Below are 23,570 nucleotides of genomic sequence, written 5' to 3' on the forward strand. Positions count from 1 at the left end.
GTCAGAGCAGGTCCCAGGTCAGGGGAGTGCCGGCCTTGGCGTCGGTACGGAAGGGGCGGCCCTCGACCTGGGTGAAGGCGTCAGGGGCGAGGCCGCCGGCGGGGCGGACGGAGCGGACGTTCTCCGGGCCGACCACATCGCCGACCTTGACGTCCTGGGTGACGTGGAGGGAGCGGCGGAAGCGGAGAACGTTCTGCTCGGCCTGCTTCGGGCCGATGACCGGCTCGCCGAGCGCGAGCTGGGCGACGCGGGTGCCCTCGACGAGCGACTCGAGCTCGCCCGGCTCCAGGGAGAACGCGGAGTCGACGCCGCCGTCGATGCGCTTGAGGGTGACGTGCTTCTCGATCACGGTGGCACCGAGGGCGACCGCGGCGATGGATGCGCCGATCCCCATGGTGTGGTCCGAGAGGCCGACCTGTACGCCGAGGGCGTCGCGGAGCACCGGGATCGCGCGGAGGTTGGACTGCTCGGGCGGTGCTGGGTAGCTCGCCGTACACGACAGGACGATGATCTGCTCGTTGCCGGTGGAGCGGGCAGCGCGGACAGCCGCGTCGATGTCGGTCAGCGTCGCGGAGCCGGTGGAGATGATGATCGGCTTGCCGGTCTCCGCCATGCCGCGGACCAGCGGGAGGTCGCCGATCTCGTTCGAGGCGACCTTGTACGCCGGGACCTTCAGCCCCTCCAGGAAGTCGATCGCGGTCCGGTCGAACGCCGAGGAGAACGCGACCAGCCCGAGCGACGCGGCGAGGTCGAACAGCGGCCCGTGCCACTCCCACGGCGTGTGCGCCTCGTGGTACAGGTCGTACAGCCGCGCGTCGCTCCACAACTCGTGCTCGGCCGGCAGCCGGAAGGCCGGCAGGTCGACATCGAGCGTCATCGTGTCCGCGGTGTAGGTCTGCAGCTTCAGCGCCTGCGCACCCGACTCCGCGATCGCCCGGACGATGTCCTTCGCCCGCTCGAGATCGCCGTTGTGGTTCCCGGACATCTCTGCGATGACGAACGGCTGGTGGTCCGGCCCGACCGGCACGCCGCCGATCTCGATCGTGGTCACTGTTTGTTCCCCTGACTGCGGTCGTTTCTTCGGTCCTGCTTGCGCAGGCTGATCGGAATCACTGTGACCTCTCGGCCGTCGGCGTACCGCTGCTCCGGCGTCCCCTCGGTGAAGCGGAACCGCCGGTTCATCTGCCGCACCACCGTATTGTGCTCCAGCACCTCGCCGGTAAGCACATCGAGGCCGAGGTCGTCGAACGCGTACGACGCCGCATCGCGCATCACCTCGATCCAGGCCGGCAGGGTCTCACCCCGCTCGGCCAGGCCGTCGGCGTCGAGGAAGAACCCCCAGGCGGCAGTGGATCCTTCGATGTCGAAGAAGTTCACCACACCGGCCGTCGTACCGGCGCGCTCGTAGATCAGCACCCGGCGCGTCGCGTCCCCCGACGCCTTCGCCCACCACGCAGCGTGCTCGTCCGCACTGATCTCGTGGGACGTGATGCTGACGTCGCGATTGGCCTGCTGATTACGCAACCGCCGGATTGTGTCGACATCGTGTTCCGTGGCTCTGCGCAGCATGTACCCAACCTAGCGTCTTCTCTCCAGCCGCTCGATGTGTAAACATCTTTCGAGTTCATCGCTACAGATGGTCGGAGAGTGACATGAGAGTCTGGCGAGTCATGGGCGTCCTCGGAGTGACGGCAGGTCTGTTGGTGAGCGGCTTGTCCGGTACGGCGTCCGCCGCGCCGGCACCTGCGGACGACGCGCGCTGCGCGCCGAACGCGAAGACACCGCTCCGGCAGTTCCGTGCATCCTGGGTGGCCTCGGTGGTGAACATCGACTGGCCGTCCAGGACCGGGCTGTCCGCGGCGCAGCAGCAGGCCGAGCTGATCGGCTGGCTGGACGACGCGGTCCGTCAGCGCCACAACGCCGTCATCCTCCAGGTGCGTCCGACCGCGGACGCGTTCTGGCCGTCCAAGGTCGAGCCCTGGTCGCAATACCTGACCGGCCGGCAGGGCGGCAACCCCGGCTACGACCCGCTCGCGTTCGCCGTCGCCGAGGCGCACAAGCGCAACCTCGAGCTGCATGCCTGGTTCAACCCGTACCGGCTCTCGATGGGCACGGACATCAACACCCTCGTCCCCGAGCACCCCGCGCGGCAGCACCCGGACTGGGTCGTCACGTACGGCGGGAAGCTGTACTACAACCCCGGCATCCCGGCGGCCCGCAAGCTGGTCGAGGACGCGATCATGGACGCGGTGTCGAACTACGACATCGACGGCGTGCACTTCGACGACTACTTCTACCCGTACCCGGTGGCCGGGCAGGTCTTCGACGACGCGGCAACGTACGCCGAGTACGGAGCCGGCTTCCCGACGCTGGCCGACTGGCGGCGGAACAACATCGACCTGCTCATCCAGGAGCTCGGCGACCGGATCAAGGCCGCCAAGCCGTGGGTGAAGTTCGGCATCTCGCCCTTCGCGGTCTGGCGCAACAAGGCAACGGACCCGGAGGGTTCCGACACCACCGCCGGCGTGCAGACGTACGACGACCTGGCCGCAGACACCCGGAAGTGGGTCCGCGAGGAGTGGATCGACTACATCGTCCCGCAGGTCTACTGGGCCGGTGGGTTCGCCGCGGCCGACTACAACAAGATCGTCCCGTGGTGGGCCGACCAGGTGCGTGGCACCGACGTCCACCTCTACATCGGTGAGGCGACGTACAAGGTCGGTACGTCGACCCAGTCGCCGGACTGGATGGACCCGGTCGAGCTGAGCGACCACCTGGCGTTCGACAGCACGATCCCCGAGGTGAAGGGCAACATCTACTTCTCCGCGAAGGACGTCCGCGCTGATCGCCTCGGTGCGACCACACTGGTGAACAACACCTGGTACACCCGGCCGGCGCTCATCCCGGCCATGCCCTCACTGGACTCGCGTGCGCCCCTGCCAGTCCACGCTGTCCAGGCCACTCGTACCGACGACGGTATGCAGCTCACGTGGCGCCGTACGTCGTCTGACACCACGTCGTACGCCGTCTACCGTCGTGAGCTCACCGGTGGCGACCACTGCCCCGACAACGACGCGCGCAACCTGATCGCCACGATCCGATCGACGGAGTCCTACCTGGACACCACAGCTGCACCGGGCAAGGCGTACATCTACACGGTGACCGCACTGGACCGGCTCTCCAACCAGAGCGTGGCGATCCCAGCTGTGATCCTGCGCTGACGCTCAGGGGCTCGGGAATCCCGGCGTAGTGGTGATCTGCGTCGGGACCGGGCCGGTGGGGAACGTCGGCGTGACGCTCTCGGTCGGAGGGCCGCCGGTCGGGAGGCTGCCGGTCGGCAAGCCAGGGGACGTTGGGAAGCCGGGTGTGCCGGTCGGGAAGCCCGGCGTCTGCGACGGGGTGCCCGTGGGTGATGGGCTCTGGGACGGGAACGGGTTCGCCGGCGGCGGTGGGTAGAGCTGGTAGACGCGGACCGAGCCGTACTGGAAGCGGAGCTCGGTCAGGCGGTCCAGGTCCTTCGGCGGTGCGCTGACGCGTTCGTCCAGCAGCAGCCACTGCACGCCGTACTTGGTTCGCAGCGTCTCCAGCTTGTCGCGCGTGGGGTCGGTGAACACCTCGTCGTTGAGCCGGAGCGTCTCCTCGTCCCAGTACTTGCTCTGTACGCCGTCCGGGTACGTGTCGTCCACTCTGGTCTGGTACGCCCAGCCCTGTACGAGCACCCGGCGTTCGGCGTACCCGGAGATCCAGTAGGAGCCGGTGAGGCAGTGCGAGGCGCGGGCGCGGTGGCAGTGCAGGTTGGTGGCGATCAGGTCGTCCGACCCCGAGTTCCGCCGGATGAACCGTGCCGCGTCGATCCCGCCCGGTGCGATCGACTCGTACTCCGTCAGCGGTGGGGTGGCGAACTTCCGCAACGACACCACTGTCGGCGACACCGTCGTCCCCAGCAGTACTGCGACGGCGATGAGAGCCCAGGTACGCCGTGAGCCGCGCAGGACGAGCCCGAAGACGCCGATGCCGATCGCTGCGATCACCAGTGCGACCACCGGGCCCTGCCCGAAGCAGTTGGCCGACGTACACGTGTCGTCCGACCGGTAGCGACCCCAGTAGATCGCGGCGACCCCGATCAGGAGTGCGACGGCCGCGATGGCGAACTGGCGGCGCTCCAGCGAAGCGAGACCCCAGGTGGCCAGCAGAACGCCGTAGATGAAGCCGGTGCGCACGAAGAAGAGCTGAGTCAGGCCGTCGTCGGACAGCACCGCGGCAGCCACGAGCGCGGCAAGGAAGCCGGCGACGAGGAACACCGGCATCGGATCGCGATGCACGCGTCGCCTGATCAACAGCGCGCCAACAGCCGGCATGACCCAGCCGAGCACGACCACGGCGCCGATCACCGCGACTGCGGACCCGCCACCCATGCGGTCGGCCAACTGGTCGAACGTCGTACCCGGCTTGAAGACCACGCTGGACGGTGCGCCGCCCAGTACGACGAAGAAGGTCAGCACGTACGCCGCCGCAACGCTCACGCCGAGCACCAGCGCGCGGAGGTTGAGACGCCCGGCGCGGACAGTCAGATAGATCCACGCTGCAGCCAGTCCGGCGGCGTAGATCGGCAGTGTGGTCGCCTTCGTGAGTGCAAGGGCCGCGATGAGCACACCGGCCGTGACGAACAGCCGGAACAACTGCCCTCGCGTCTGGCCCGGCTTGCGGCGCAGAAGCAGGGTGGTGACCGCGATGAGCGGCAGCAACAGCACTGTGGAGAACGCCTGCGGCGGATTGGTCAGTTGACCGAGCGAGAACGGACTCTCGGTGAGGACACGGTCAGACACGGCCCACGGCCAAGCAGTGAGGTCCCCGGCGACCACGGTCAGCCCAGCTGCGATCGGCGCGGCGACAGCGCGGCCGGTGAGCAGCATGCCGACGGCTGCTGCACCCAGCACGGTCAAGAGGATCCAGGCGAACGGCGCGATCCGGTGCGTCAGAACGTCGAGAGGGATGTTCGTGAGCCAATGCGACGACGCGAGGTGGTCGTACGCGGCCCAGTGGTTGGTCACCCACCTGCCATCGGCGTACGGGATCTTCGGTGGGAAGTGGTGCGTCAGTTCAGCGGCGAGTGCGAGGTTGTGCGGCGCGTCCGAGTTCGGCCGCAGGGCACTCGGGCCGTTCAACGGGATGAGCTGCGATCCGACGCGGACGAACCACGCGGCCGCCACGCCGACAACCACCATCACGCCGGCCGTCGCCCACCACGGCGTCGGCCGCTCGGGCAGCTCGCGGCGCGGCAGCGCCCGATACATCCCGAAGGCGAGCGCCGGCATCACCAGCGCCGCGAACGGCATCCGGAACACCATCCCGATCGGGTAGAGCAGCGCCTCGACGGCCAGTCCGAAGGCCGTCCCCAGGACGACGTCGGTCGTGAACCAGCCGGTCCCGCCGGTGAGCCGCCGCCAGAACATCGTGCCCGGTACGACGATGACGACCAGGAGATACCCGAGATACGCGCCCGGCATCCAGGGCGGATGCTCCTGCAACGCCACGAACCACGCCAGCGGCAGCACCGGCAGACTCACCATCGCCGCGACCTGCGCACCACGTACCCGAGCCGCACGTCGACTCCGGCCGGCGGACATGCGCTTCGCCCGCCGGCCTGGTGTGATCACCGGTGAAGTCTATGAGTCGCCGGAGTCGCACTCGCAGGAGGAGAGCCGTTTACCGCCTCGAAGATCCCCGTTACACTCGGTAACCGCCCAGGTCGAACGGGAGGTCCGATGCTCGCCCTCCACATCGCTGGTCTGCCGGTCGAGGAGATCCTGCTCGCCGCCGTCGCGGCCGCGTCACCGCTGATCGCCTTGATCGGCTGGGAAATCTCGAGCCGGGTCAGACGACTGAAATCCCTGGTCCGGCGTCGCGCCGTCACCCCGCCCCCGGAGCCCCCGCGAGCCGGCGAGCGCACAAGCTAGGCTTTGGCCTCATGAGTTCGATAGCGCGTGGCAGGGTCAGGGAGTTGATGGGTGAGGTGATGACGGCGCAGGGAAAGAACTTGCCGGCCGACGACACCGCCGATCTGCGAGAGATCGGGTTCCGGTCGCTGGACTTCTCCGAGTTGGCCCTCCGGGTCGAGGACGAGCTGGAGGACGAGCTGAACTTCGATGCCCCCGGGCTGCGCCGGATCACCACTGTCGGCGATGTGCTGGACTTCATCGAGCAACTTCAGTCGGCGTGACCGCGCCGCGCCGAACCACCGCTCTCATCGGTGACGACAACACAGTGGTCGTCGCCGGGAAGAGCCTGACTTGGCGGACCTTGCACAAGCTCCCGCAGTTGCCCTCACCGGCGGCCGTCCTGGTCGACAACGGCGCGGACGCGCTGGCGGCAGTGCGCCACCACGCGGTCCACGGCACGGAGCTCCTGGTCGCCACCTCGTCGCGCGTCGACAACCGGATGCGCGAGGAGCTGGGCGAGTCCGGGTTCGCGATCGTTCTGCCCACTGGGGAAGTGACCCCGGCGAAGCTGAAGCGCGTCGAGGAGTCCGGCCGCGCCTGGCTGCTCACCTCCGGCTCGACCGGCCGTCCGAAGCGCATCGGTCATACCCTGGAGACCCTGACCACAGTCACCGGCGACCAGCCGCCGCGCACCTGGCTCCTGCCGTACTCGCCCGGCACGTACGCGTGGTGGCAGGTCGTCACGCTCTCGCTGACCCACGCCGACCAGGGCGTGGTCGCCATCGAGCCGGACGAGCTGGAGGACTGGCCGTCGATCGCCGCCACCCACGGTGTCACCGCGGCCTCCGGTACGCCGACGTTCTGGCGCCAAGCGATCTACCGTGACGCCGACGCGTTGGCCGCCGTACCGCTGGAGCAGATCACGCTCGGGGGTGAGCCGGTCGACCAGGCGATTCTCGACCAGCTGCGAGAGATCTTCCCGAAGGCCCGGATCTCCTGGATCTACGCGTCCTCCGAGGTCGGTGCGTCGATCGTGGTGCACGACGGCAAGGCCGGCTTCCCGCGCGAGTGGCTGGACCGCAAGCCCGACCCGGACCGCCCGATCCTCTCGACGGACGGCGACGAACTCGTCATCCGGTCGCCGCATCATGGCGCGGGTCTGGTCGGTGCGGTGCACACCGGCGACCGGATCGAGTACTCCGGCGACCGGGTGCTGATCACCGGCCGGTTGGACAGCGATGAGATCAACGTCGGCGGGTCGAAGGTGTCGGCCGGCGTCGTCCGCAACGTGCTGATGGGCCACCCCGGTGTCTCGTGGGCCCGCGTGTTCGCGCGCAAGGCACCTCTGGTCGGCCGGATGGTGGCCGCCGAGGTGGTGCGGAACCCGACGCTGGGTCCGCTCACCCACAATGACCTTGTCCAGTGGTGCTCGAGCCGCCTGCCGGACTACGGCGTACCGCGGCGGATCACCTTCCTCGACGAGATTCCGCAGAAGGAGACACTCAAGAGTGAAGTCTGAATCGAGCGGGGTCCCGCCCGCGTCCGTCGTACTGGTCTCGGGCGGATCCCGCGGCCTCGGGCTGGCGATCGTCACCGATCTGCTCGCCGCCGGGCTGAAGGTCGCCGCCTTCGCCCGGACCGTGACCCCAGAGCTGACCGCACTCGGCGAGAAATACCCGGACCACCTGCACTACGGCTCCGTCGACATCAACGACGCCGCGGCCGGACAGGCGTTCGTGCGGGCGGTGGAGACGGCGCTCGGACCGATCGACGGTCTGGTCAACAACGCCGCCATCGGCCAGGACTCGCTGCACGTCCACACCTCGGCCGACCAGGTCGCCGAGATCATCAGGACGAACCTGACCTCGCCGCTGATCCTCACCCGCTTCGTGCTGCGCCGCATGCTCGCGAAGGGCTTGAAGGGCCGGATCGTCAACGTCACCTCGATCTGTGCGCAGCGCGGCTACCCGGGCCTGGTCGCGTACTCCGCCACCAAGGGCGGCATGGACGCCGCCACCCGCTCGCTCGCCCGCGAACTCGGCGGACGCGTCCTGGCGAACGCGGTTGCGCCCGGCTTCTTCGCCTCGGAGATGTCCGCGGTCCTGGGCCAGACCCAGCTCGACCAGATCGTCCGCCGCACCCCCACCGGGCACCTGACCGAGCCCGACGAGGTCGTCCCGGTGGTCCGCATGCTCCTGCTCGACCAGACCAACATCAACGGCCAGGTCCTGGTCGTCGACGGCGCCGCCTCCATCTAGGACGAGTCCCGGGTACGCCGAGCGTCGTCGGCGTACCCGGACCGTCGGTCAGGCCGGCTTGATGTTCTGGTTGCGGTGGAACACGTTGTCCGGGTCGTACTTCGCCTTGATCTGCGCGAGCCGGTCGTACTTGTTGTCGCCGTACGACGCGCGCAGCCGGTCCTCGTCCGGGTCGGTCATCCCGTTCACGTAGCCGCCGATGCTGCTCGCATGGGGCTCCATCGCGTCCCACAGGCCGCGGACCCAGGCCCGCTCCGCGTCGAACATCGACGGCTCCGGGCAGATCGCGATCGAGAAGACCGCGTACCGCTCGGTCCGTCCGCCGCCGAAAGCGGTGGCGTCGTCATCGGCCTCGAGGTAGGCACCGTCGAGGTGGTAGAAGAGCACGACCGACATCGGCGAGGTCTTCCGGGGCACCTGTTCGGTGATCGCGTCGATCGCGCCGTCGGTCAGTGCGTCGAGGTAGATGCCCTTCTCGTAGTTGTAGCGGCCCCAGTCGTTCGCCTCGTCCAGCATCTGCTGCAACGCGACGTACGGCATCGGTGACGCGAACTCGAACAGCGGCGGCAGCGCGGTGCGGATGCGCTCGAGTGCCTCGGCGTGCTGCTGCGGGGAGCCGAAGCCGACCACGACCAGCGCGTAGCCGGGCTTGAAGTGGTGCTCCGGCGGGACGAACGGCGCGGGCGGCGCGTTCAGGCAGGCGATCACCACGTTGAGGTCGCGCGGCAGGCTCGGGATGACGTCGCGCGCCATCCGCAGCGCCTCGGGACCCTGGTCCAGGCCGAAGAAGATCATGCCCAGTTGCACCATCGGCCCGGCCTCGTGCAGCCGGAACTCGAACTCGGTGACCACGCCGAAGTTGCCGCCGCCACCGCGGATCGCCCAGAACAGGTCCGGGTTCTCGTCCTCGGCCGCCCGCAGGAGGCCGCCGTCCGCGGTGACGATCCGCACGGATTCCAGGTTGTCGATGCTGAGGCCGTGCTTGCGGGTCAGCCAGCCCATGCCGCCACCGAGCGTCAGCCCACCGACACCGGTGTGGCTGATCATGCCGGCCGGGACCGCCAGGCCGTGCGCCTGTGTCGCCGCGTCGAGGTCACTCAGCAGCGCTCCGCCGCCGACGCGGACGCGGCGCGCCTCCGGATCGACCGTGATCTGGTTCATCCGGCTCAGGTCGATCATCAGTCCGTCGTCGACCGACGACGCTCCGGACATGCTGTGTGAACCGCCCCGGACGGCGATCTCCAGGTCGTTGGCGACGGCGAACCGGACCGCGGCCTGGACGTCCTCGGCGGTCCGTACCTGGGCGATCACGGCGGGACGCCGGTCGTGCTGCGCGTTCCAGAGCCGCCGCGCGTCGTCGTACCCGTCCTCGTCCGGGGCCAGCACGGCCCCCTCCAGTGCAGCGCGTAGTTCGTCGAATCCAGCTTCCGCAAGCTGAGTCATTGCGTTTCCTCCCCGATGTGCTGCTGCCAGGCTAGGTGCCTGATCCCCCTGCGACAGCGTCCTTTTGGGCAGATCTTCGCTCGCTGTCTTCAGCTAGGCTTCAGAAACGCCGGGTTTTCCACAAGGGATCGCGGTCCCGTTTGGGCGGGAACTTCGCCGGGTGTCAGACTCGACCGCGTGAGTGACGACGAGATCCTGCGATTGTTGCCGATCGCTGCCGCCGTCGTTGCCCTGCGCGACGATCGCGCCGACGCCGAGCTGGCCCGCCTCGGTGCGTACGACGAACGCGACCAGGCGCAGGTCGATCGTTGCCTGCAGCGGTTTCTGACCGGTCTGCTCCGGACGACGTGGGAGCGCGGCTGGTCACCGGCCGATGTCGTCCAGCATGGCCGACGGCAGCTGGACGCGGGAGTCGAGCCGCTGCTCCTGGCCACCATCTCCGCCGAACACCAGGCCTACAAGCCCGCCACGATCGATCCGGGCTGGCTCGACCAGCTCACGGATCTCGGTGTCTCGCCACCGTTCACAGGCCTCGACCTGACTGCCTGGGCCGCCGAGGTCCGCGTCGGCCGCTACCTCACCCTCCACCACGCCCTGTCCCTCGCAGGCTTCCTCCAGACTCTCCCGATCCTCGCCCGCCTCTACCCCCTGCCCGGTACGCCGGTACGTCGCGGCGAACATCACGTCGTACCGGTGAACGGCAAGGTGCTGGCGCGGATCCGGGGTCTGCTCGCGAAGGCGGAGGCGACGGAGTTCCCGGACGAGGCGGAGGCGTTGTCCGGCAAGGCGCAGGAACTGATGGCGAAGTTCTCGCTCGACAGTGCCTTGGTGGAGGCGGATCCGGCGGTGGAGATCCCGGACGACTCGGCCGGCCGGCGACTGTGGGTCGACACGCCGTACGTGTCGGCCAAGGCACAGCTGGTCGGTGCCGTCGCGTCGGCGAACCGTTGTCGCACCGTGGTGATCGACGAGCTGGCCGTGGTCACCATCGTCGGTGCCGACCTGGATCTGCAGCTGACCGAGATCCTCAGCACTTCCCTGCTGGTGCAGGCGAATCGGGCGATGCTTGCTGCAGGCAAACACTTCGGCAGGCGCGGTGAATCCCGGACCCGGTCGTTTCGGCAGTCGTTCCTGATGGCCTACGCACAGCGGATCGGGGAGCGGTTGCAGGCGGCCGCGGCGGCGACCCAGGCCGCCGTACCAGAAGCCGACGCGGGGCGCCTGCTGCCTGTGCTGACGAGGCGAGAGGAACAGGTGGACGCGCTGTTCAGCAAGCTGTTCCCGAACACGACCACTCGGCGGACCCGGATCACCAACGGCGCCGGCTGGGAGGCGGGTCTGACCGCGGCCGACCAGGCCCAGCTCGAGGCCCGCCGACAGGTACGGCGGTGAGGGCAGACGAAACCACGATCCCCGGTCCCGCACACGGTCTACAACTTCCTGGTGAACGAGTATTGGTCGCCGGAGCGGATCACGGTCGACTTGTTCGACCCCGAGCTCGCGATCGACTGGCCGTTCTCGCGCGAGCAGCTGAGCTGGACCGAGCGCGACGCGGGCAATCCGACGCTGGCCGAGGTCAGGACGCTGACTGCGGCCGGGAGTCAGCCGGCCTGAGGCCGCACAGCACGATGTCGAGCAGCCGCTGGGCCTGCTCGGGCTCCATGTCGCGGCTCATGTTGATCCCGCCGACCAGACGCATGATGTCCGTCAGGTCGAGCTCGGGCCGCACCTCGCCGGACGCCTTCGCCTTGTCCAGCAGCAGCTGACCAGCCTCCCTGACGTTGACCTTGCAGGTCTGGAAGAACTCCGAATCCTTGCCCAAGGCAACCGTGAGCTCACCGGCCAGGGACTTCTTGGAGACGGCGTAGCCGACGAAGCTGCGGAGCCAGGCGGCCAGCGCCTCGAACGGCTCGAGTTTCTCGGCGAAGCCGTACGCCCGGTCGCAGACCGACTGGATCTCGTCCACGTAGACCGCCTCGAGCAGCGCGGTCCGGTTCGGGAACCGGCGGTAGAGCGTGCCGATGCCGACGCCGGCCCGGCGGGCGATCTCCTCCAGCGAGGTGTCGGCGCCGTTCTCGGTGAACGCCTCGCGGGCGGCAGTGACGAGCAGGTCGTAGTTCCGGGCCGCGTCCGCGCGGGTCGGCCGCATGGACGGCAGCTGTGGCGTGCCCATCGGACCTCCTCACGGTCGGCAGCGATCGAAGTTCCCGAAGAATATCGCTTGCAAAGCGGAGGGTGCCTCCGTATCGTATCCGGAGGAGCGCTCCGCTTTCTGTCTCAACTGTAGCCCCTCCGGGGTAAGGAGCAATATGTCGGCAACAGCCGCGGCGCCGTCCGGCGCCACCCCAGGCACGCCCGCGCGGCGGCCGGGGGTCGTTCTCGCGGTCATCCTGATCACCCAGTTGATGGTGATCCTCGACGGCACCGTGGTGAACATCGCGATGCCCAAGATCCAGCACGCGCTCGACTTCAGCCCGTCCAGCCTGTCCTGGGTGCAGAACGCCTACGCGCTCGCGTTCGGCGGTCTGCTCCTGCTCGGTGCCCGGGCCGGGGACCTGCTCGGTCGCCGCCGGGTGTTCGTCACCGGCGTCAGTGTCTTCACTCTTGCCTCGCTGCTCGGCGGTCTCGCGCCGAATGCGGAACTACTGCTCGCCGCCCGCGTCCTGCAGGGCATCGGCGGTGCCATCGCCGCACCAGCCGCGCTGACTCTGCTCATGCTCACCTATCGCGAAGGTCCCGAGCGGCTGAAGGCGCTCGGGTACTACAGCCTGGTGTCGTCCGGCGGCGGCAGCGTCGGTCTGGTCCTCGGCGGAATGCTGACCGACTGGGCGTCCTGGCGCTGGGGTCTGTTCATCAATGTGCCGATCGGCATCGGCCTGGTCATCGCGGCGCGGCGGGTGCTGACCGAGACCGCGCCGGAGACCGGCCGGTTCGATGTGGCCGGTGCGCTCACCTCGACGCTCGGCATCACCTCGCTCGTGTTCGGCTTCATCCGGGTCGCCGACGTCGGCTGGACGTCGGCCGAGGTCCTGGGTGCGTTCGCGGTCGGCGTGGTGCTCCTGGTCACGTTCGTCCTGGTCGAGCGCCGGGTCAGCCACCCGATCGTTCCGCTGCGTCTGTTCCGGTCGGCCAACCGGTCGGCGTCGTACGTGACCATGCTGCTGGTGGTCGGCACGATGTTCGGGATGTTCTTCTTCCTGACGCAGTACCTGCAGGGTGTGCTCGCGCTCAGCCCGCTGGCAGCCGGTCTCGCCTTCCTGCCGCTGACCGGTCTGCTGTTCACGGCGTCCCGAGTGGTGCCGCGATTGGTCGCCCGGATCGACGGCGCCAAGCTGATGCTGACGGGGTCCACGCTGGTCGCGCTGGGCACGGTGTGGCTGACGCAGCTGGACGCGAACAGCACCTACCTCGCCGACGTGGTCGGTCCGATGCTGTTGTTCGGCATGGGCGCCGGGATGATCTTCATCCCGCTGGTCAGCCGGGCCATCTCGGGCGTCGCGCCGGAGGACTCGGGTGCCGCCTCCGGCATGCTGAACGTGGTCCAGCAGGTCGGCGGTGCGCTCGGCCTCGGCATCCTGGTCACCATCTTCGGTACGGCGAGCCGCAACTCCACCTCGACCATCCCGCGCGAGGTGCTCACCGACGGTGTGCACGCGGCCTTCATCGGATCCCTGGTGTACGCCGTCCTGAGCCTGACGATGATCGTGGTCAGTGTCCGCCCCTGGAACTGGTTCCGGCGCCGGCCGGAGCCGATCGAGGCGACTCCAGACCCGGTCGTCGTGGACTCACACGTCTGATCAGAGCGGCAGACGGTAGGTGATCCACTTGCTGTGAATCGCGAAACCGAGGCCTTCGTACAGACCGAGCGCTCCGGTGGGGTTGTCGGCGTCGACGCCGAGACCTGCCCGCTGGAAGCCGGCCTGTACGGCCTCGGTCAGCACCTTCGCCAGCGCGGCCCGGGCCAGCCCGCGGCCACGGTAGGCCCGCAGGGTCCCGACCTGGCCGATGTACAGCTCCTTGATCCCGGTGGCCTCGGTGTCGGCGACCCACTCGTAGCCGAGCACGTACGCCGCGATCGTGTCACCGTCCAGGACGACGTACGACTGTCCTCGGCGGAAGGCGCGGGACCCGGTGACCCAGTTCTTCCAGCTCTCCGGGTCCCGCGGGGTCGAACCCCAGTGGTCACGGAAGGCCTCGTTGTGGGTCACCCGCACGTCCTCGTCCATCGCCGGGTCGAACTGCGCGAGCCGCAGTCCATCGGCGAGCGTGGCCTCGGGCACTGCGGCATCCAGCGGGCGTTTCATGTCGAAGAAGTAGCGGCACTCCTCGAAGCCGAAGGTCCGCAGCAGCCGGTCCGCGCCGGCGTTCGTGCTGATCGTCGCGGTGTTGATCTCACTGGTCGTGTCCGGGTGCTTCTCGGTGTGGACCTCGCCCGCGCGCTGGATCAGCCACCGCAACAGCGCCGTACCGAGTCCCTGCCGGCGCCACTGCGGATGGACGGTGCCCTCGGTCCGGATCCGGGCGACGTCCACCACCGAGCTCGGGGCGTACACCTTGCCGTACCCGATCATCCGCCCGTCGGCCCACAGGCCGACGGTGTCGCGGGAGGTGTCCAGCTGCGCGTCCTCCAGCTCCTCGATCAGGTCGTCGGCGTCGTAGTTCTCGCCCTCCTGATCGACCTTCTCCCGCGCGGCGAGCAGCTCGGCCCACGCTTCCGCGTCGCCCTTGTCGATCGGGCGCGCGTCCATCCCCTCCGGCCAGGTCAAAGTCCCCATGGCCCGAAGGTACGGGGTGGCTCCGGCCGGAGCACGCGAATTACCGCAGTTGTTCGCAGAGCCACCGCACCGCGAGCGGGTAGCGGTACTCGATGCCGCCGTGGGTCCCTTCGAACAGCTCGAAGTGGACACGCTCCTCGGGTACGCCGGCCTGCTGCACCTCCCGGTGGAACGCGGTGGCGCCGAAGTCGAGGTAGAACTCGTCCTGCTGACCCGCATCGATCCAGACCGCTCGCAGTGAGCGCAGCGCGTCGGCGTACTGCGGTTGGCGAGCCATCTCGACCGGGTCGTGGGACAGCCAGCGCTCCCAGACCTCCGGGATGATCCTGCCCAGGTCGTCGTACGGCAGCAGGACGGTGCCGTCGGGTTCAGCCGAGTATGCCGAGGAGTAGCCGTACATCTCGAGCACGTGCAGGTCCTCGTTCGAGGTCCGGCCGGCGCGGCTCGCGAACGACTCGAAGAACTTCTCGTAGCTGCCGTCGTACTTGTCGCGCAGCGTCCGTGCCCGGGCGGGGAACTCCGGCGTGTAGCAGACGCCGAAGGCCGCGTCCCCGGCGTGCGTCGCCAGGGCGCCGAACACGTCCGGCCGCAGCATCGGAGTCACCATCGCGGTGTAGCCGCCGCTCGACTTGCCGGTGATGGCGCGGTGGTCGCGGTCGGCGATGGTCCGGTACTTCGCGTCGACCCAGGGCACGATCTCCTCGCACAGGTACGAGTGGTACTGCCCGGTGCCGGGGGAGTCGAGGCACTGGCTGCCGCCGTACCGCGTCCAGCTGTCCACGAACACGACGATCGCCGGCGGTACGTCGCCCGGCGCGAACAGCGCGTCGAGCAACTCCGGGAACGGCTGCCGGAACGGCGTCCGGTTGAACCACATCCCGATGTGCCCGGTGTATCCCATCGTCACGTAGATCGCCGGGTAGCGGCGGTCCGAGTCGTCGTACCCCGGCGGCAGGTAGACGAGCACCGGCCGCTCGTGCGGATCACCCAGCGGGTTCCCGCGCAGCAAGGCGCTGTCGTACGTCGTCTGCTCGAACCGGCCGGCGAGATCCGCGGACCACGGCAACATGGGCAACCTCCGGGAGAGTCACATCGCATCTGGGGCCGTGATACCGAGCAGGCCGAGTCCATCCTGCAACACTTTCCGGGTCGCTGTGCAGAGTGCGATCCGGCTGGCTCTGGTCGCGCCCTCGCTGGTCAGCACGGGGCACAGTTCGTAGAAGACGGACAGTGCGGCGGCGACCTCGTAGAGGTAGGTGCAGAGCCGGTGTGGTTGGAGTGTCTCCGCGACCTGGGCGACCGTGCCGGCGAAACCGGTCAGCAGCAGTGCGAGTCTCACCTCGGCCGGGTCCTTGAGGTCGGTCACCTCGCCGTCGGATCCGCCGGCCTTGGCGAGCAGCCGGGTCAGCCGGGCATGCGCGTACTGGAGGTACGGCCCGGTGTTGCCGGTCATCGCGACCATCCGGTCGAGGTCGAACACGTAGTCGTTGCCCCGATCGCTGGACAGGTCGGCATACTTGACCGCGCCGATGCCGACCGCGCGTGCGGTCGTCTGCCGGTCGACTCCGTCGCGACCCTCCAGCAGCGAATCGGCCCGCGCCACCGCCTCGTTGAGCAAGGCGGTCAACTTCACCGTGCCGCCTGCCCTTGTTTTGAAGGGTTTTCCGTTCGGTCCGAGGACCGTTCCGAAGCTGACGTGCTCGGCGGTTGTTGTCGGCGGCAACCAGTCGGCCGTCCTGGCGAGGGTGAAGATCTGGTCGAAGTGCAAGGACTGCCGGTGGTCGACGACGTACACGATCCGAGTGGCGTGCAGTGTGCTCACCCGGTGCCGGACGGCGGCGAGATCGGTCGCGCTGTAGCCGAAGCCGCCGTCGGACTTCCGCACGATCACCGGCAGTGGCTGACCGTCCCGGCCGAGGAACCCGGGCAGGAACGCGCACAACGCACCCTCGGACTCGGTCAGCAGACCGAGCGCGGACAGCTCGTCCACGATCGGCTGCAGATCGTCGTTGTAGGCGCTCTCGCCGACCACGTCGTCCCGGGTCAGGGCGGATCCGAGCAGCGCGTACACCTGCTCGAAGTCATCCAGCGAAACGTCGACCATCCGCCGCCAGATCGCCCGCGTCTCCGGATCACCCGACTGCAGCGCCACAACCCTCAGTCTGGACCGGTCCGCGAAGGGGCCGTCGGCATCGAAATGCTTCCGGCTCCGCTCGTACAACAGCTGCAAGCCCTGCAGATCAAGGGATTCAGGGTCCAGCTCCTCGTCCTTGAGCTGCTCGATCATCATCCCGTACTGCGTGCCCCAGTCGCCGACGTGGTTCTGCCGGATCACCTCGTAGCCGACGTACCGCAGTACGTTGCAGAGCGCGTCACCGATCACCGTCGACCGCAGGTGGCCGACGTGCATCTGCTTCGCGACGTTGGGCTGTGAGTAGTCGACGACGACCCGCTCGCCGCGCGGCCCGAACGTCAGCGGCTCGTTGACCGCCGCGGCCAACGTCTCGGCCCGCAAGGTCAGGTTGACGAAGCCGGGTCCGGCGATCTGCGGCGGCTCACACAGGTCGCCGACCTGTAGCTCGGCGACCAGGCGTGTGGCGATCTCCCGCGGCGGCCGGCCGAGGGCGTTCGCCAGCCGGAGCGCGAGGTTGGTCTGGTAGTGGCCGAACTCGGGTCTGGTCGCCGACCGCAGTTCGGGATCGAGTTCGCCGTACGACGGACCGAAGGCGGCCGCGGCGGCAGTGGACAGTCTGGTGGCCAGGACAGGCAGAACAGCGGACATGAAAGGTCCTTCAGAGGGAGACGCACTGGAACAGGGCTGAGGTGTTCAGACAGCGCGTCGTCGTCGCAGGCTGAAGCGGGGGCGCAGGGCGCTCACAGACTTCAGGCTGATCGACATGTCAGCCATTATGCATGAACGTGCGGCGAGGCTGCCGGAGAGCGGTCGTTCAGCGGCACGATCGCCGGTACGTCGGTCTCGCCGAGGAAGACCCGGCGTACGACTCGCTCCGCCGCCCGGCCGTCGTCGTACTCGCAGAACTTCTCCCGGAACAGCTGCCGGTGCTTGGAGGCCTCGGCCGCCGCGAATGCGCCGGTCTGCAGGATCGTCAGCAGCTCCTCCGGTGACCGTGCGACCAGCCCGGGCGGGAACTCGGTGATGTCGAAGTAGGTGCCGCGCCGGCGGTCGTAGAAACGCTGATCCTCGGCGAGCAGGACGACCGGGCGGTCCAGGTTCGCGTAGTCGAAGGTGATGGAGGAGTAGTCCGAGACGAGGACGTCGGCGGCCAGCATCAGGTCCTCGACCCGCGGGTGCCGGGACGCATCGACCACCTTGCCGGAGTGGACCTCCGGCGTCGTCGACAACGAGTAGTGCGTCCGCACCAGCACCCGGCCGTGCTCGCCGACTGCTCCGGCGAGCCGGTCCAGGTCGAGGTGGACGCCGGTGCCACCCAGGTCGACCACACCGGTCGGTGTCCGGATCGAGTCGATGCCGTCGCGGAACGTCGGCGCGTAGAGCACGACGAGGTGCGAGTCGTCGAAGCCGAACGACGCCCGGATCGCGCGGACCTCGTCGACGCTCGTGGTGAGCAGACGGTCGTTCCGCGGGTAGCCGTACTCGAGCTCCTCGAAGTACGCCGGGTAGGTCCGCTCCCAGATCTCCGACGAATACCGGTTCGAGGACAGGTTGAAGTCCCAGCGGTCGACCTGGCGCATCAGCTCGTCGAGGTCGAGGTCCTTCGCCGCCTGCGGGAAGTGCCGCAGGTCGGTGCCCATCGTCTTCAGCGGCGTACCGTGCTGGGTCTGCAGGTGGATCTGCCCGTCCCGCTTCTCCAGCTCCTTCGGCCAGTTCATGTTGCTGATGAAGTACGTCGCCCGGTCCAGCAGCTTGCCGTACGCCGGTGAGCCCGCGACGACGTACTCGACACCCTCCGGGACGGCGCCCACGTGGTCGGAGTCGACGACCCAGACACCGCGCAGATGCGGCGCCAATTCGGCCGCCTTCTCGTAGATCGCCCGCGGGTTGCAGGCGTATTGCTTGAACCAGTAGGCGGTGTAGGCGGCCAGGTTCGGGTCCAGCTTGGCCCGGTGCAACAGCTTGCCGACGGTCTTGCGCGGGCTCGACACCTGCAGCACCTTCGCGCTCAGCTTGAGCGTGGAGTACGTCGCGTAGTCGTCGTGGATCAGCAGCCAGCGTTTGAAGCCTCGTCCGGTGCGGTCGGAGGTGTACCCATCGGGCTTCCACCGCTTCGCGAACGCATGCGCGGCGTGGAAGAAGTCGGCCCGGTCGTCCGGATCGATCCGCTCCGGCTTGGCCAGTACGGCGAGGACGTGGTCCAGCGACCGGTCGAAGGCGAACCGCCGCCAGCCGGCCAGCTCCGGGTCGGACTGGATGAACGCGTGCACCCGGTCGTACTGGCGGAAGATGTCCCACTGCCTGCGGCCGCCGGTGGCGTGGATGTTGCCGCCGGTCCGGTGCTGCCGGTAGTGCACGACGACCCGGTCCAGGGTGGCGATCCGCTCGGCGGTCAGCATCGTCGAGTAGGTCCACGGCGCGTCCTCGTAGAAGCCGTCCGTGAACGCGAACCCGTGCCGGCTGAGGAAGTCGCGCCGGCAGGCCTTGTTCCAGACCACCTCGAGGAAGGTGAGGAAGATCGGCCGCTCGGCCGCGGTGAACACCCCGGCGCCCTCGCGGGCGAACGCGTCGTGCCGCCGGTTGCCGACCACCCGGCCGTCCCAGAAGATCCGCTCGTAGTCGAACAGCATGATGTCCGGCCGGTTGGTGTCATCGATCCGGCCGGCGATCGCCTCGAGTGAGCCGGGCAGGTACAGGTCGTCAGCGTCCAGGAACAGCACGTACTCGCCGCGGCACTCCTTCAGCCCGGCGTTCCGGGCCAGGCCCAAACCGACGTTCTCGTCCAGGTGCAGCGCCCGCACCCGCGGATCGGCGGCGGCATACTCCGCCAGGATCCGGCCGGAGCCGTCCCGATCGGCGTCGTCGACCCCGATGATCTCGAAGTCGGTGAACGACTGGCCCAGCACCGAGTCCAGGCACGGTCGCAGCCACGCCCGGGAGGCATGGCAGGGGACCACGATGCTGAACTTGGGGACGGTGCCGAGCGCCATGCCACGTCATCCTAGGGTGCAGGTATGAGTGTTGATGTGTTCGAGCCACTGGCTGGGCTGGAGGGGGTCGGGTCGGCGGCCCGGGCGGCCCGGGACGCGGTCGACGTGCTGCTGCGGGACCGCGGTCTGCGCAAGGTCGGCTCGGACATGACCGCCGAAGCCCTGCTGCGTGGCGCCCACGCGTCCGCTGCGCTGGCCGGCAGCCCGGCGACGCTCGACGAGGTACGGCGTGGTGCCGCCGACGGACTGGCCACCGGGGCGGTGCGGATGACCGGCGAGTTGATGGCGCTCGCGCCACGGGTGGACGCCGCGCCGGTGCAGGTCTGGACCAGACTGCACCAGTTGGCGGCCGCGGACCTCGGACCGGACGAGCAGCTGGGCCATCTGCGAACCACCCGCGAGCCACTGCCCGACGACATCCCGGGCCTGCCGCCGGCGCCGCCCGCGGACGAGATGTGGGAGCGGCTGAGCGCTCTGGCACAGAACCTGACCCGCCCGACCAAGGCGCCCGGCCTGGTCGTCGCGGGCATCGTGCATGCGGAACTGGCCGTCCTGCGCCCGTTCCCCACCGCGAACGGACTCGTCGCCCGGGCCGCCGAACGCTGCCTGTTGGTTGCCCGGGGCATCGACCCGGTCGGGGTCACGGTGCCGGAGCTTGGTCACTACGAGTTGGCCGGATCGTATGGATCGGGCCTCAGTGACTACGCAGCGCAAGGATTGACCGGGGTTCGTGACTGGTTATTGCGGACCTGCGAAGTCCTGACACTCGGTGCCGAATGGTCCCCGCTGGTCCGGTCCCGGTAACGTGCGAACGGCGCTCTCTGATGAGAACGCCGTCGCTGGCACGCCATCCTGGTTACCATGCGTGCACCTGTTTGCCGCCACAGGACTAGGCCTGGGTCGCGCTGCCCGGTTGGGATGGGCTGGTCGCCGCGTGGGTGCCTGGCTGCCGTGCAATCTCTACCGGACCCGAAGGTCCTTTGTGATTCCTTTGTACTCCTGAAAACCCTTCCTGTGAAGGGGAAGCCCGGTCTTCATGCAGTTGAGAACAATGAAGGAACCTTCAGCTTTCCGGACCGCCGCCGGGGCCGTCCGAGGCCGGCCGGGACCGCCGGCGGGAGGCCAGCAGGAACGCCCCGGCCGCCAGTCCGGCGACCAGGCCGGCCGCCATCGCGGGACGTCGTACCTCACGCAAACGTGACCGTTCGGCCAGACCGACGGGCACCTTGAAGTCGAGGACCGGCCAGTCACGCTCGGCAGCGAGCCGCCGCAACGCCTTGTCCGGGTTGACCGCGTGCGGGTGACCGACCGTGGCCAGCATCGGCTCGTCGGTGATGGAATCCGAATAGGCGAAGGAGTTCTCGAGGTCGTAGCCCTCGGCCACGGCCAGCGCCCGGATCGCGGTCGCCTTGTTCGGGCCGTAGGCGTACTCCGCGATCTCGCCGGTGTACTTGCCATTGGCAACTACCATCCGGGTGGCGATCACCTTGTCCGCGCCGAGCATCGCGCCGATCGGCTCGACCACCTCGACACCCGACGACGACACGATCACCACGTCCCGGCCGGCCGCGTGATGGGCCTCGATCAGCTCCACCGCCTCGTCGTGGATCATCGGCGTGACGATGTGGTGGAGGGTGTCGGCGACGATCGCCTGCACCGTCCGGACGTCCCACCCGGTGCACATCGCGGAGATGTATTCCCGCATCCGCTCCATCTGATCGTGGTCCGCGCCGCCGAGCAGGTAGACGAACTGAGCGTAGGCGCTGCGCAGGACCGTCCGCCGGTTGATCAGCCCGCCGGCATAGAAGGGCCGCGAGAACGCGAGCGTGCTCGAACGGGCGATTATGGTCTTGTCCAGATCGAAGAAGGCGGCGGACCGGGCGGTCCCGAGGGGCTCCATGAGGTCGAGCATAGGCATCGGAGAGAAACGCCGAGGGGCCCGGGCTTTTGCGTCGGCCGGTCTCCCGTTAGACTATTGATCAGTGTGACAGTGACACTGGCTTGGGAGGCCTGATCGGCACTCCTGGGCGCTCGGTCCACACGTGCTCGATCGCAACCGAATCGAGATGTGTGAGATCCGATCTTGGGGGGTAGATACCCCCTGACAGTGGCAGACTGTCGCCTCCTGATCGGCCCCCGGCTCCTCCCCCCGAGCCCGTGGCCGAAGACGGCCCCCGGTCACCCCCCCGCCGGGGGCCGTCGCCTTTCTACCGGCGGATTTCCGCAACGGTGATGTCAAGAATCTGTACATTCTTCACTTTCTGGCAGCGTGAGAGCGCGTTCACTTTATGCAGGGTCTTGACAATGTAGTTACGCAGTCACAGTTTGTAAGCCATGAACCTGCCTGCACACCGCCCCCAGGCCGCGATCATTCCCGTCCTGCTCACGCTGCTCCTCGCCCTCGCGGGCCTGGTCCTGGTCCCCTCGACCGGGACGGCCGCCACCAACCTCGTCACCAACGGATCCTTCGAAACCGGCACCACCTCCGGGTGGTCCTGCCCGGCCGGCACGGTCTCCGGCTCGGCCCGCACCGGTAGCTACGCGCTCCAGGCCACCCCGAGCGGATCCGACATCGCTCGTTGCTCCCAATCGATACCGGTACAGCCCAATACGGCGTACACCTTGTCCGCTTGGGTGAACGGATCGAACGTCTATCTGGGCGTCGACGGTGGACCCAGCACCTGGACCACCAGCAGTACCTGGAGCCAGCTGACCGTTCCCTTCACCACCGGCGCCTCAGCCACGTCCGTGACGATCTATCTGCATGGTTGGTACGGCCTCCCGGCGTACCAGGTGGATGACGTCGTACTGGACGGTCCCGGCGGGACCGCGGACACCACGCCACCGTCGACTCCCGGTGGACTCACGGTCGGCAGCCCGACCTCGAGTTCGCTGCAGCTCAACTGGTCCGCCGCGTCGGACGCGAACGGCGTCGACCACTACGACGTGGTGCGTGGGACGTCGGCCGCACAGAACGTCGGCGCCGTGACCAACTGGACCGCGACCAGTCTGAGCCCGAGTACGACGTACAGCTTCAAGGTGCGGGCGTGTGACCCGAGCGGCAACTGCTCGCCGTACGGCGCCACCGTCTCCGGCACGACGTCCAGCGGTCCGACGAACCCACCGGCCGGCAGTCTGCCGAAGCACATCCTCACCGGGTACTGGCAGAACTTCAACAACGGTGCGACGGTGCAGCACATCTCCGACGTACCGGCGGCGTACGACCTGATCGCGGTGGCGTTCGCCGACGCGGACGCCTCCCGGCCGGGTGCCATCACCTTCAACCTGGACTCCGCCGGGCTCGGTGGCTACACCGTCGCTCAGTTCAAGGCGGACATCGCCGCGAAGAAGGCGGCCGGGAAGAAGGTCATCCTGTCGGTCGGTGGCCAGAACGGCACCATCTCGGTCGGCGACTCCACTGCCGCGAACAACTTCGCCGGCAGTGCGCTCGCCGTCCTGCAGGAGTACGGGTTCGACGGGATCGACATCGACCTGGAGAACGGCGTCAACGCGCAGTACATGGGCCAAGCGCTGCGCAGCCTGCAGAGCCAGTTCGGCAGCGGTCTGGTGATCGCGATGGCACCGCAGACGATCGACATGCAGAGTACGTCGTTCGAGTACTTCAAGCTCGCGCTGGCGATCAAGGACATCCTGACCGTGGTCAACGTGCAGTACTACAACTCCGGCTCGATGAACGGCTGCGACGGTCAGGTGTACTCGCAGGGCACGGTCGACTTCATCACCGCGCAGGCCTGCATCATGCTGCAGGGCGGACTCCGGCCCGACCAGGTCGGCCTCGGCCTGCCGGCGTCGTCCCGTGCGGCCGGAAGTGGGTACGTCTCGCCGACGATCGTCAACAATGCACTGGACTGCCTGACCAAGGGCACCAACTGCGGCAACTTCAAGCCCAGCACCACGTGGCCGGCGCTGCGTGGCGCGATGACCTGGTCGACCAACTGGGACGCGCTGAACGGCAACGCGTTCGCCAACCAGGTCGGATCCCACGTCCATTCACTGCCCTGACGCGCGGT

At 68.4% G+C, this 23,570-nt stretch carries 20 protein-coding genes; 10 read left to right on the forward strand and 10 right to left on the reverse strand.

The genetic code is table 11. The features are described from left to right. Position 1: 1 nt before the first annotated feature. Positions 2-1,051, reverse strand: coding sequence for a pseudaminic acid synthase (gene pseI, locus ACIBG5_RS09165; RefSeq protein WP_396391017.1), 1,050 nt, complete (start codon positions 1,049-1,051; stop codon positions 2-4). Beyond that, positions 1,048-1,569 (reverse strand): GNAT family N-acetyltransferase, encoded by a 522-nt coding sequence (locus ACIBG5_RS09170; RefSeq protein WP_396391018.1) that lies wholly within the window; start codon positions 1,567-1,569, stop codon positions 1,048-1,050. The genes pseI and ACIBG5_RS09170 overlap by 4 nt, the downstream gene beginning before the upstream one ends. An 83-nt stretch (positions 1,570-1,652) precedes the next feature. Between ACIBG5_RS09170 and ACIBG5_RS09175 the strand changes: the two genes are divergently transcribed. Then, the gene (locus ACIBG5_RS09175; RefSeq protein ID WP_396391019.1) at positions 1,653-3,221 is read left to right on the forward strand and encodes a glycoside hydrolase family 10 protein; all 1,569 of its coding nucleotides are present in this window, start codon (positions 1,653-1,655) and stop codon (positions 3,219-3,221) included. Between the two features lie 3 nt (positions 3,222-3,224). Here the strand turns inward: ACIBG5_RS09175 and ACIBG5_RS09180 are convergent, their stop codons facing one another. Further along, positions 3,225-5,657, reverse strand: a complete 2,433-nt coding sequence (locus ACIBG5_RS09180; RefSeq protein WP_396391020.1) for a hypothetical protein — start codon at positions 5,655-5,657, stop codon at positions 3,225-3,227. A gap of 108 nt (positions 5,658-5,765) precedes the next feature. On the opposite strand from ACIBG5_RS09180, the gene ACIBG5_RS09185 reads away from it, so the two are divergent. The 4 genes from ACIBG5_RS09185 to ACIBG5_RS09200 are packed head-to-tail and all read left to right on the forward strand — an operon-like array spanning position 5,766 to position 8,197. Further along, positions 5,766-5,957 carry a hypothetical protein gene (locus tag ACIBG5_RS09185; RefSeq protein ID WP_396391021.1) on the forward strand — a complete coding sequence of 64 codons (192 nt, stop codon included), beginning with the start codon at positions 5,766-5,768 and terminating at the stop codon, positions 5,955-5,957. Positions 5,958-5,968: 11 nt separating this feature from the next. After that, positions 5,969-6,220: an acyl carrier protein gene (locus tag ACIBG5_RS09190; RefSeq protein WP_396391022.1), complete on the forward strand. Its 252-nt coding sequence runs from the start codon at positions 5,969-5,971 to the stop codon at positions 6,218-6,220. Next, the gene (locus ACIBG5_RS09195) at positions 6,217-7,458 is read left to right on the forward strand and encodes an AMP-binding protein (RefSeq protein ID WP_396391024.1); all 1,242 of its coding nucleotides are present in this window, start codon (positions 6,217-6,219) and stop codon (positions 7,456-7,458) included. The genes ACIBG5_RS09190 and ACIBG5_RS09195 overlap by 4 nt, the downstream gene beginning before the upstream one ends. After that, positions 7,448-8,197 carry an SDR family NAD(P)-dependent oxidoreductase gene (locus ACIBG5_RS09200; protein WP_396391025.1) on the forward strand — a complete coding sequence of 250 codons (750 nt, stop codon included), beginning with the start codon at positions 7,448-7,450 and terminating at the stop codon, positions 8,195-8,197. Before ACIBG5_RS09195 ends, ACIBG5_RS09200 begins: the two co-directional genes overlap by 11 nt. 48 nt (positions 8,198-8,245) lie before the next feature. On the opposite strand, the gene ACIBG5_RS09205 is transcribed toward ACIBG5_RS09200, so the two are convergent. Continuing rightward, positions 8,246-9,640, reverse strand: a complete 1,395-nt coding sequence (locus tag ACIBG5_RS09205) for an FAD-binding oxidoreductase (protein WP_396391026.1) — start codon at positions 9,638-9,640, stop codon at positions 8,246-8,248. 177 nt (positions 9,641-9,817) lie between these two features. Between ACIBG5_RS09205 and ACIBG5_RS09210 the strand changes: the two genes are divergently transcribed. Together ACIBG5_RS09210 and ACIBG5_RS09215 are read left to right on the forward strand one after the other, a co-directional pair. Next, positions 9,818-11,032, forward strand: a complete 1,215-nt coding sequence (locus tag ACIBG5_RS09210; protein ID WP_396391027.1) for a DUF2786 domain-containing protein — start codon at positions 9,818-9,820, stop codon at positions 11,030-11,032. Between the two features lie 51 nt (positions 11,033-11,083). Continuing rightward, positions 11,084-11,254: a hypothetical protein gene (locus tag ACIBG5_RS09215; protein ID WP_396391028.1), complete on the forward strand. Its 171-nt coding sequence runs from the start codon at positions 11,084-11,086 to the stop codon at positions 11,252-11,254. Here ACIBG5_RS09215 and ACIBG5_RS09220 read toward each other — a convergent pair. Continuing rightward, the gene (locus tag ACIBG5_RS09220) at positions 11,217-11,813 is read right to left on the reverse strand and encodes a TetR/AcrR family transcriptional regulator (RefSeq protein WP_396391029.1); all 597 of its coding nucleotides are present in this window, start codon (positions 11,811-11,813) and stop codon (positions 11,217-11,219) included. The genes ACIBG5_RS09215 and ACIBG5_RS09220 overlap by 38 nt on opposite strands. 136 nt (positions 11,814-11,949) lie before the next feature. On the opposite strand from ACIBG5_RS09220, the gene ACIBG5_RS09225 reads away from it, so the two are divergent. After that, positions 11,950-13,437, forward strand: coding sequence for an MFS transporter (locus tag ACIBG5_RS09225; protein ID WP_396391030.1), 1,488 nt, complete (start codon positions 11,950-11,952; stop codon positions 13,435-13,437). On the opposite strand, the gene ACIBG5_RS09230 is transcribed toward ACIBG5_RS09225, so the two are convergent. The 4 genes from ACIBG5_RS09230 to ACIBG5_RS09245 form a co-directional block, all read right to left on the reverse strand. After that, complete coding sequence (locus ACIBG5_RS09230; RefSeq protein ID WP_396391031.1) at positions 13,438-14,415, reverse strand: GNAT family N-acetyltransferase; 978 nt, start codon at positions 14,413-14,415, stop codon at positions 13,438-13,440. A gap of 40 nt (positions 14,416-14,455) precedes the next feature. After that, entirely contained in the window at positions 14,456-15,484 is a 1,029-nt protein-coding gene (locus ACIBG5_RS09235) for an alpha/beta hydrolase-fold protein (protein WP_396391032.1), read from the reverse strand. An 18-nt stretch (positions 15,485-15,502) separates the two neighbouring features. After that, positions 15,503-17,197 (reverse strand): arginine--tRNA ligase, encoded by a 1,695-nt coding sequence (argS, locus tag ACIBG5_RS09240; protein WP_396391033.1) that lies wholly within the window; start codon positions 17,195-17,197, stop codon positions 15,503-15,505. Positions 17,198-17,322: 125 nt separating this feature from the next. Further along, complete coding sequence (locus ACIBG5_RS09245; protein ID WP_396391035.1) at positions 17,323-19,539, reverse strand: CDP-glycerol glycerophosphotransferase family protein; 2,217 nt, start codon at positions 19,537-19,539, stop codon at positions 17,323-17,325. Positions 19,540-19,563: 24 nt separating this feature from the next. Between ACIBG5_RS09245 and ACIBG5_RS09250 the strand changes: the two genes are divergently transcribed. Beyond that, positions 19,564-20,343, forward strand: coding sequence for a cell filamentation protein Fic (locus ACIBG5_RS09250; protein ID WP_396391036.1), 780 nt, complete (start codon positions 19,564-19,566; stop codon positions 20,341-20,343). A 259-nt stretch (positions 20,344-20,602) separates the two neighbouring features. On the opposite strand, the gene ACIBG5_RS09255 is transcribed toward ACIBG5_RS09250, so the two are convergent. Next, a complete protein-coding gene (locus ACIBG5_RS09255; RefSeq protein WP_396392027.1) occupies positions 20,603-21,451 on the reverse strand; it encodes an HAD family hydrolase in 849 nt (282 codons plus the stop codon). A 422-nt stretch (positions 21,452-21,873) separates the two neighbouring features. Between ACIBG5_RS09255 and ACIBG5_RS09260 the strand changes: the two genes are divergently transcribed. After that, positions 21,874-23,562, forward strand: a complete 1,689-nt coding sequence (locus ACIBG5_RS09260; RefSeq protein ID WP_396391037.1) for a chitinase — start codon at positions 21,874-21,876, stop codon at positions 23,560-23,562. Positions 23,563-23,570 lie beyond the last annotated feature (8 nt).

The organism is Kribbella sp. NPDC050241 (assembly GCF_044459685.1).
Lineage (GTDB): Bacteria > Actinomycetota > Actinomycetes > Propionibacteriales > Kribbellaceae > Kribbella.

Bases quoted from the DNA above. Each gene is read 5' to 3' on its own strand.
- ACIBG5_RS09170 (WP_396391018.1), bottom strand. From the start codon at position 1,569: ATGCTGCGCAGAGCCACGGAACACGATGTCGACACAATCCGGCGGTTG.
- ACIBG5_RS09175 (WP_396391019.1), top strand. From the start codon at position 1,653: ATGAGAGTCTGGCGAGTCATGGGCGTCCTCGGAGTGACGGCAGGTCTG.
- ACIBG5_RS09185 (WP_396391021.1), top strand. From the start codon at position 5,766: ATGCTCGCCCTCCACATCGCTGGTCTGCCGGTCGAGGAGATCCTGCTC.
- ACIBG5_RS09190 (WP_396391022.1), top strand. From the start codon at position 5,969: ATGAGTTCGATAGCGCGTGGCAGGGTCAGGGAGTTGATGGGTGAGGTG.
- ACIBG5_RS09205 (WP_396391026.1), bottom strand. From the start codon at position 9,640: ATGACTCAGCTTGCGGAAGCTGGATTCGACGAACTACGCGCTGCACTG.
- ACIBG5_RS09220 (WP_396391029.1), bottom strand. From the start codon at position 11,813: ATGGGCACGCCACAGCTGCCGTCCATGCGGCCGACCCGCGCGGACGCG.
- ACIBG5_RS09225 (WP_396391030.1), top strand. From the start codon at position 11,950: ATGTCGGCAACAGCCGCGGCGCCGTCCGGCGCCACCCCAGGCACGCCC.
- ACIBG5_RS09230 (WP_396391031.1), bottom strand. From the start codon at position 14,415: ATGGGGACTTTGACCTGGCCGGAGGGGATGGACGCGCGCCCGATCGAC.
- ACIBG5_RS09235 (WP_396391032.1), bottom strand. From the start codon at position 15,484: ATGTTGCCGTGGTCCGCGGATCTCGCCGGCCGGTTCGAGCAGACGACG.
- argS (WP_396391033.1), bottom strand. From the start codon at position 17,197: ATGTCCGCTGTTCTGCCTGTCCTGGCCACCAGACTGTCCACTGCCGCC.
- ACIBG5_RS09245 (WP_396391035.1), bottom strand. From the start codon at position 19,539: ATGGCGCTCGGCACCGTCCCCAAGTTCAGCATCGTGGTCCCCTGCCAT.
- ACIBG5_RS09250 (WP_396391036.1), top strand. From the start codon at position 19,564: ATGAGTGTTGATGTGTTCGAGCCACTGGCTGGGCTGGAGGGGGTCGGG.
- ACIBG5_RS09255 (WP_396392027.1), bottom strand. From the start codon at position 21,451: ATGCTCGACCTCATGGAGCCCCTCGGGACCGCCCGGTCCGCCGCCTTC.
- ACIBG5_RS09260 (WP_396391037.1), top strand. From the start codon at position 21,874: ATGAACCTGCCTGCACACCGCCCCCAGGCCGCGATCATTCCCGTCCTG.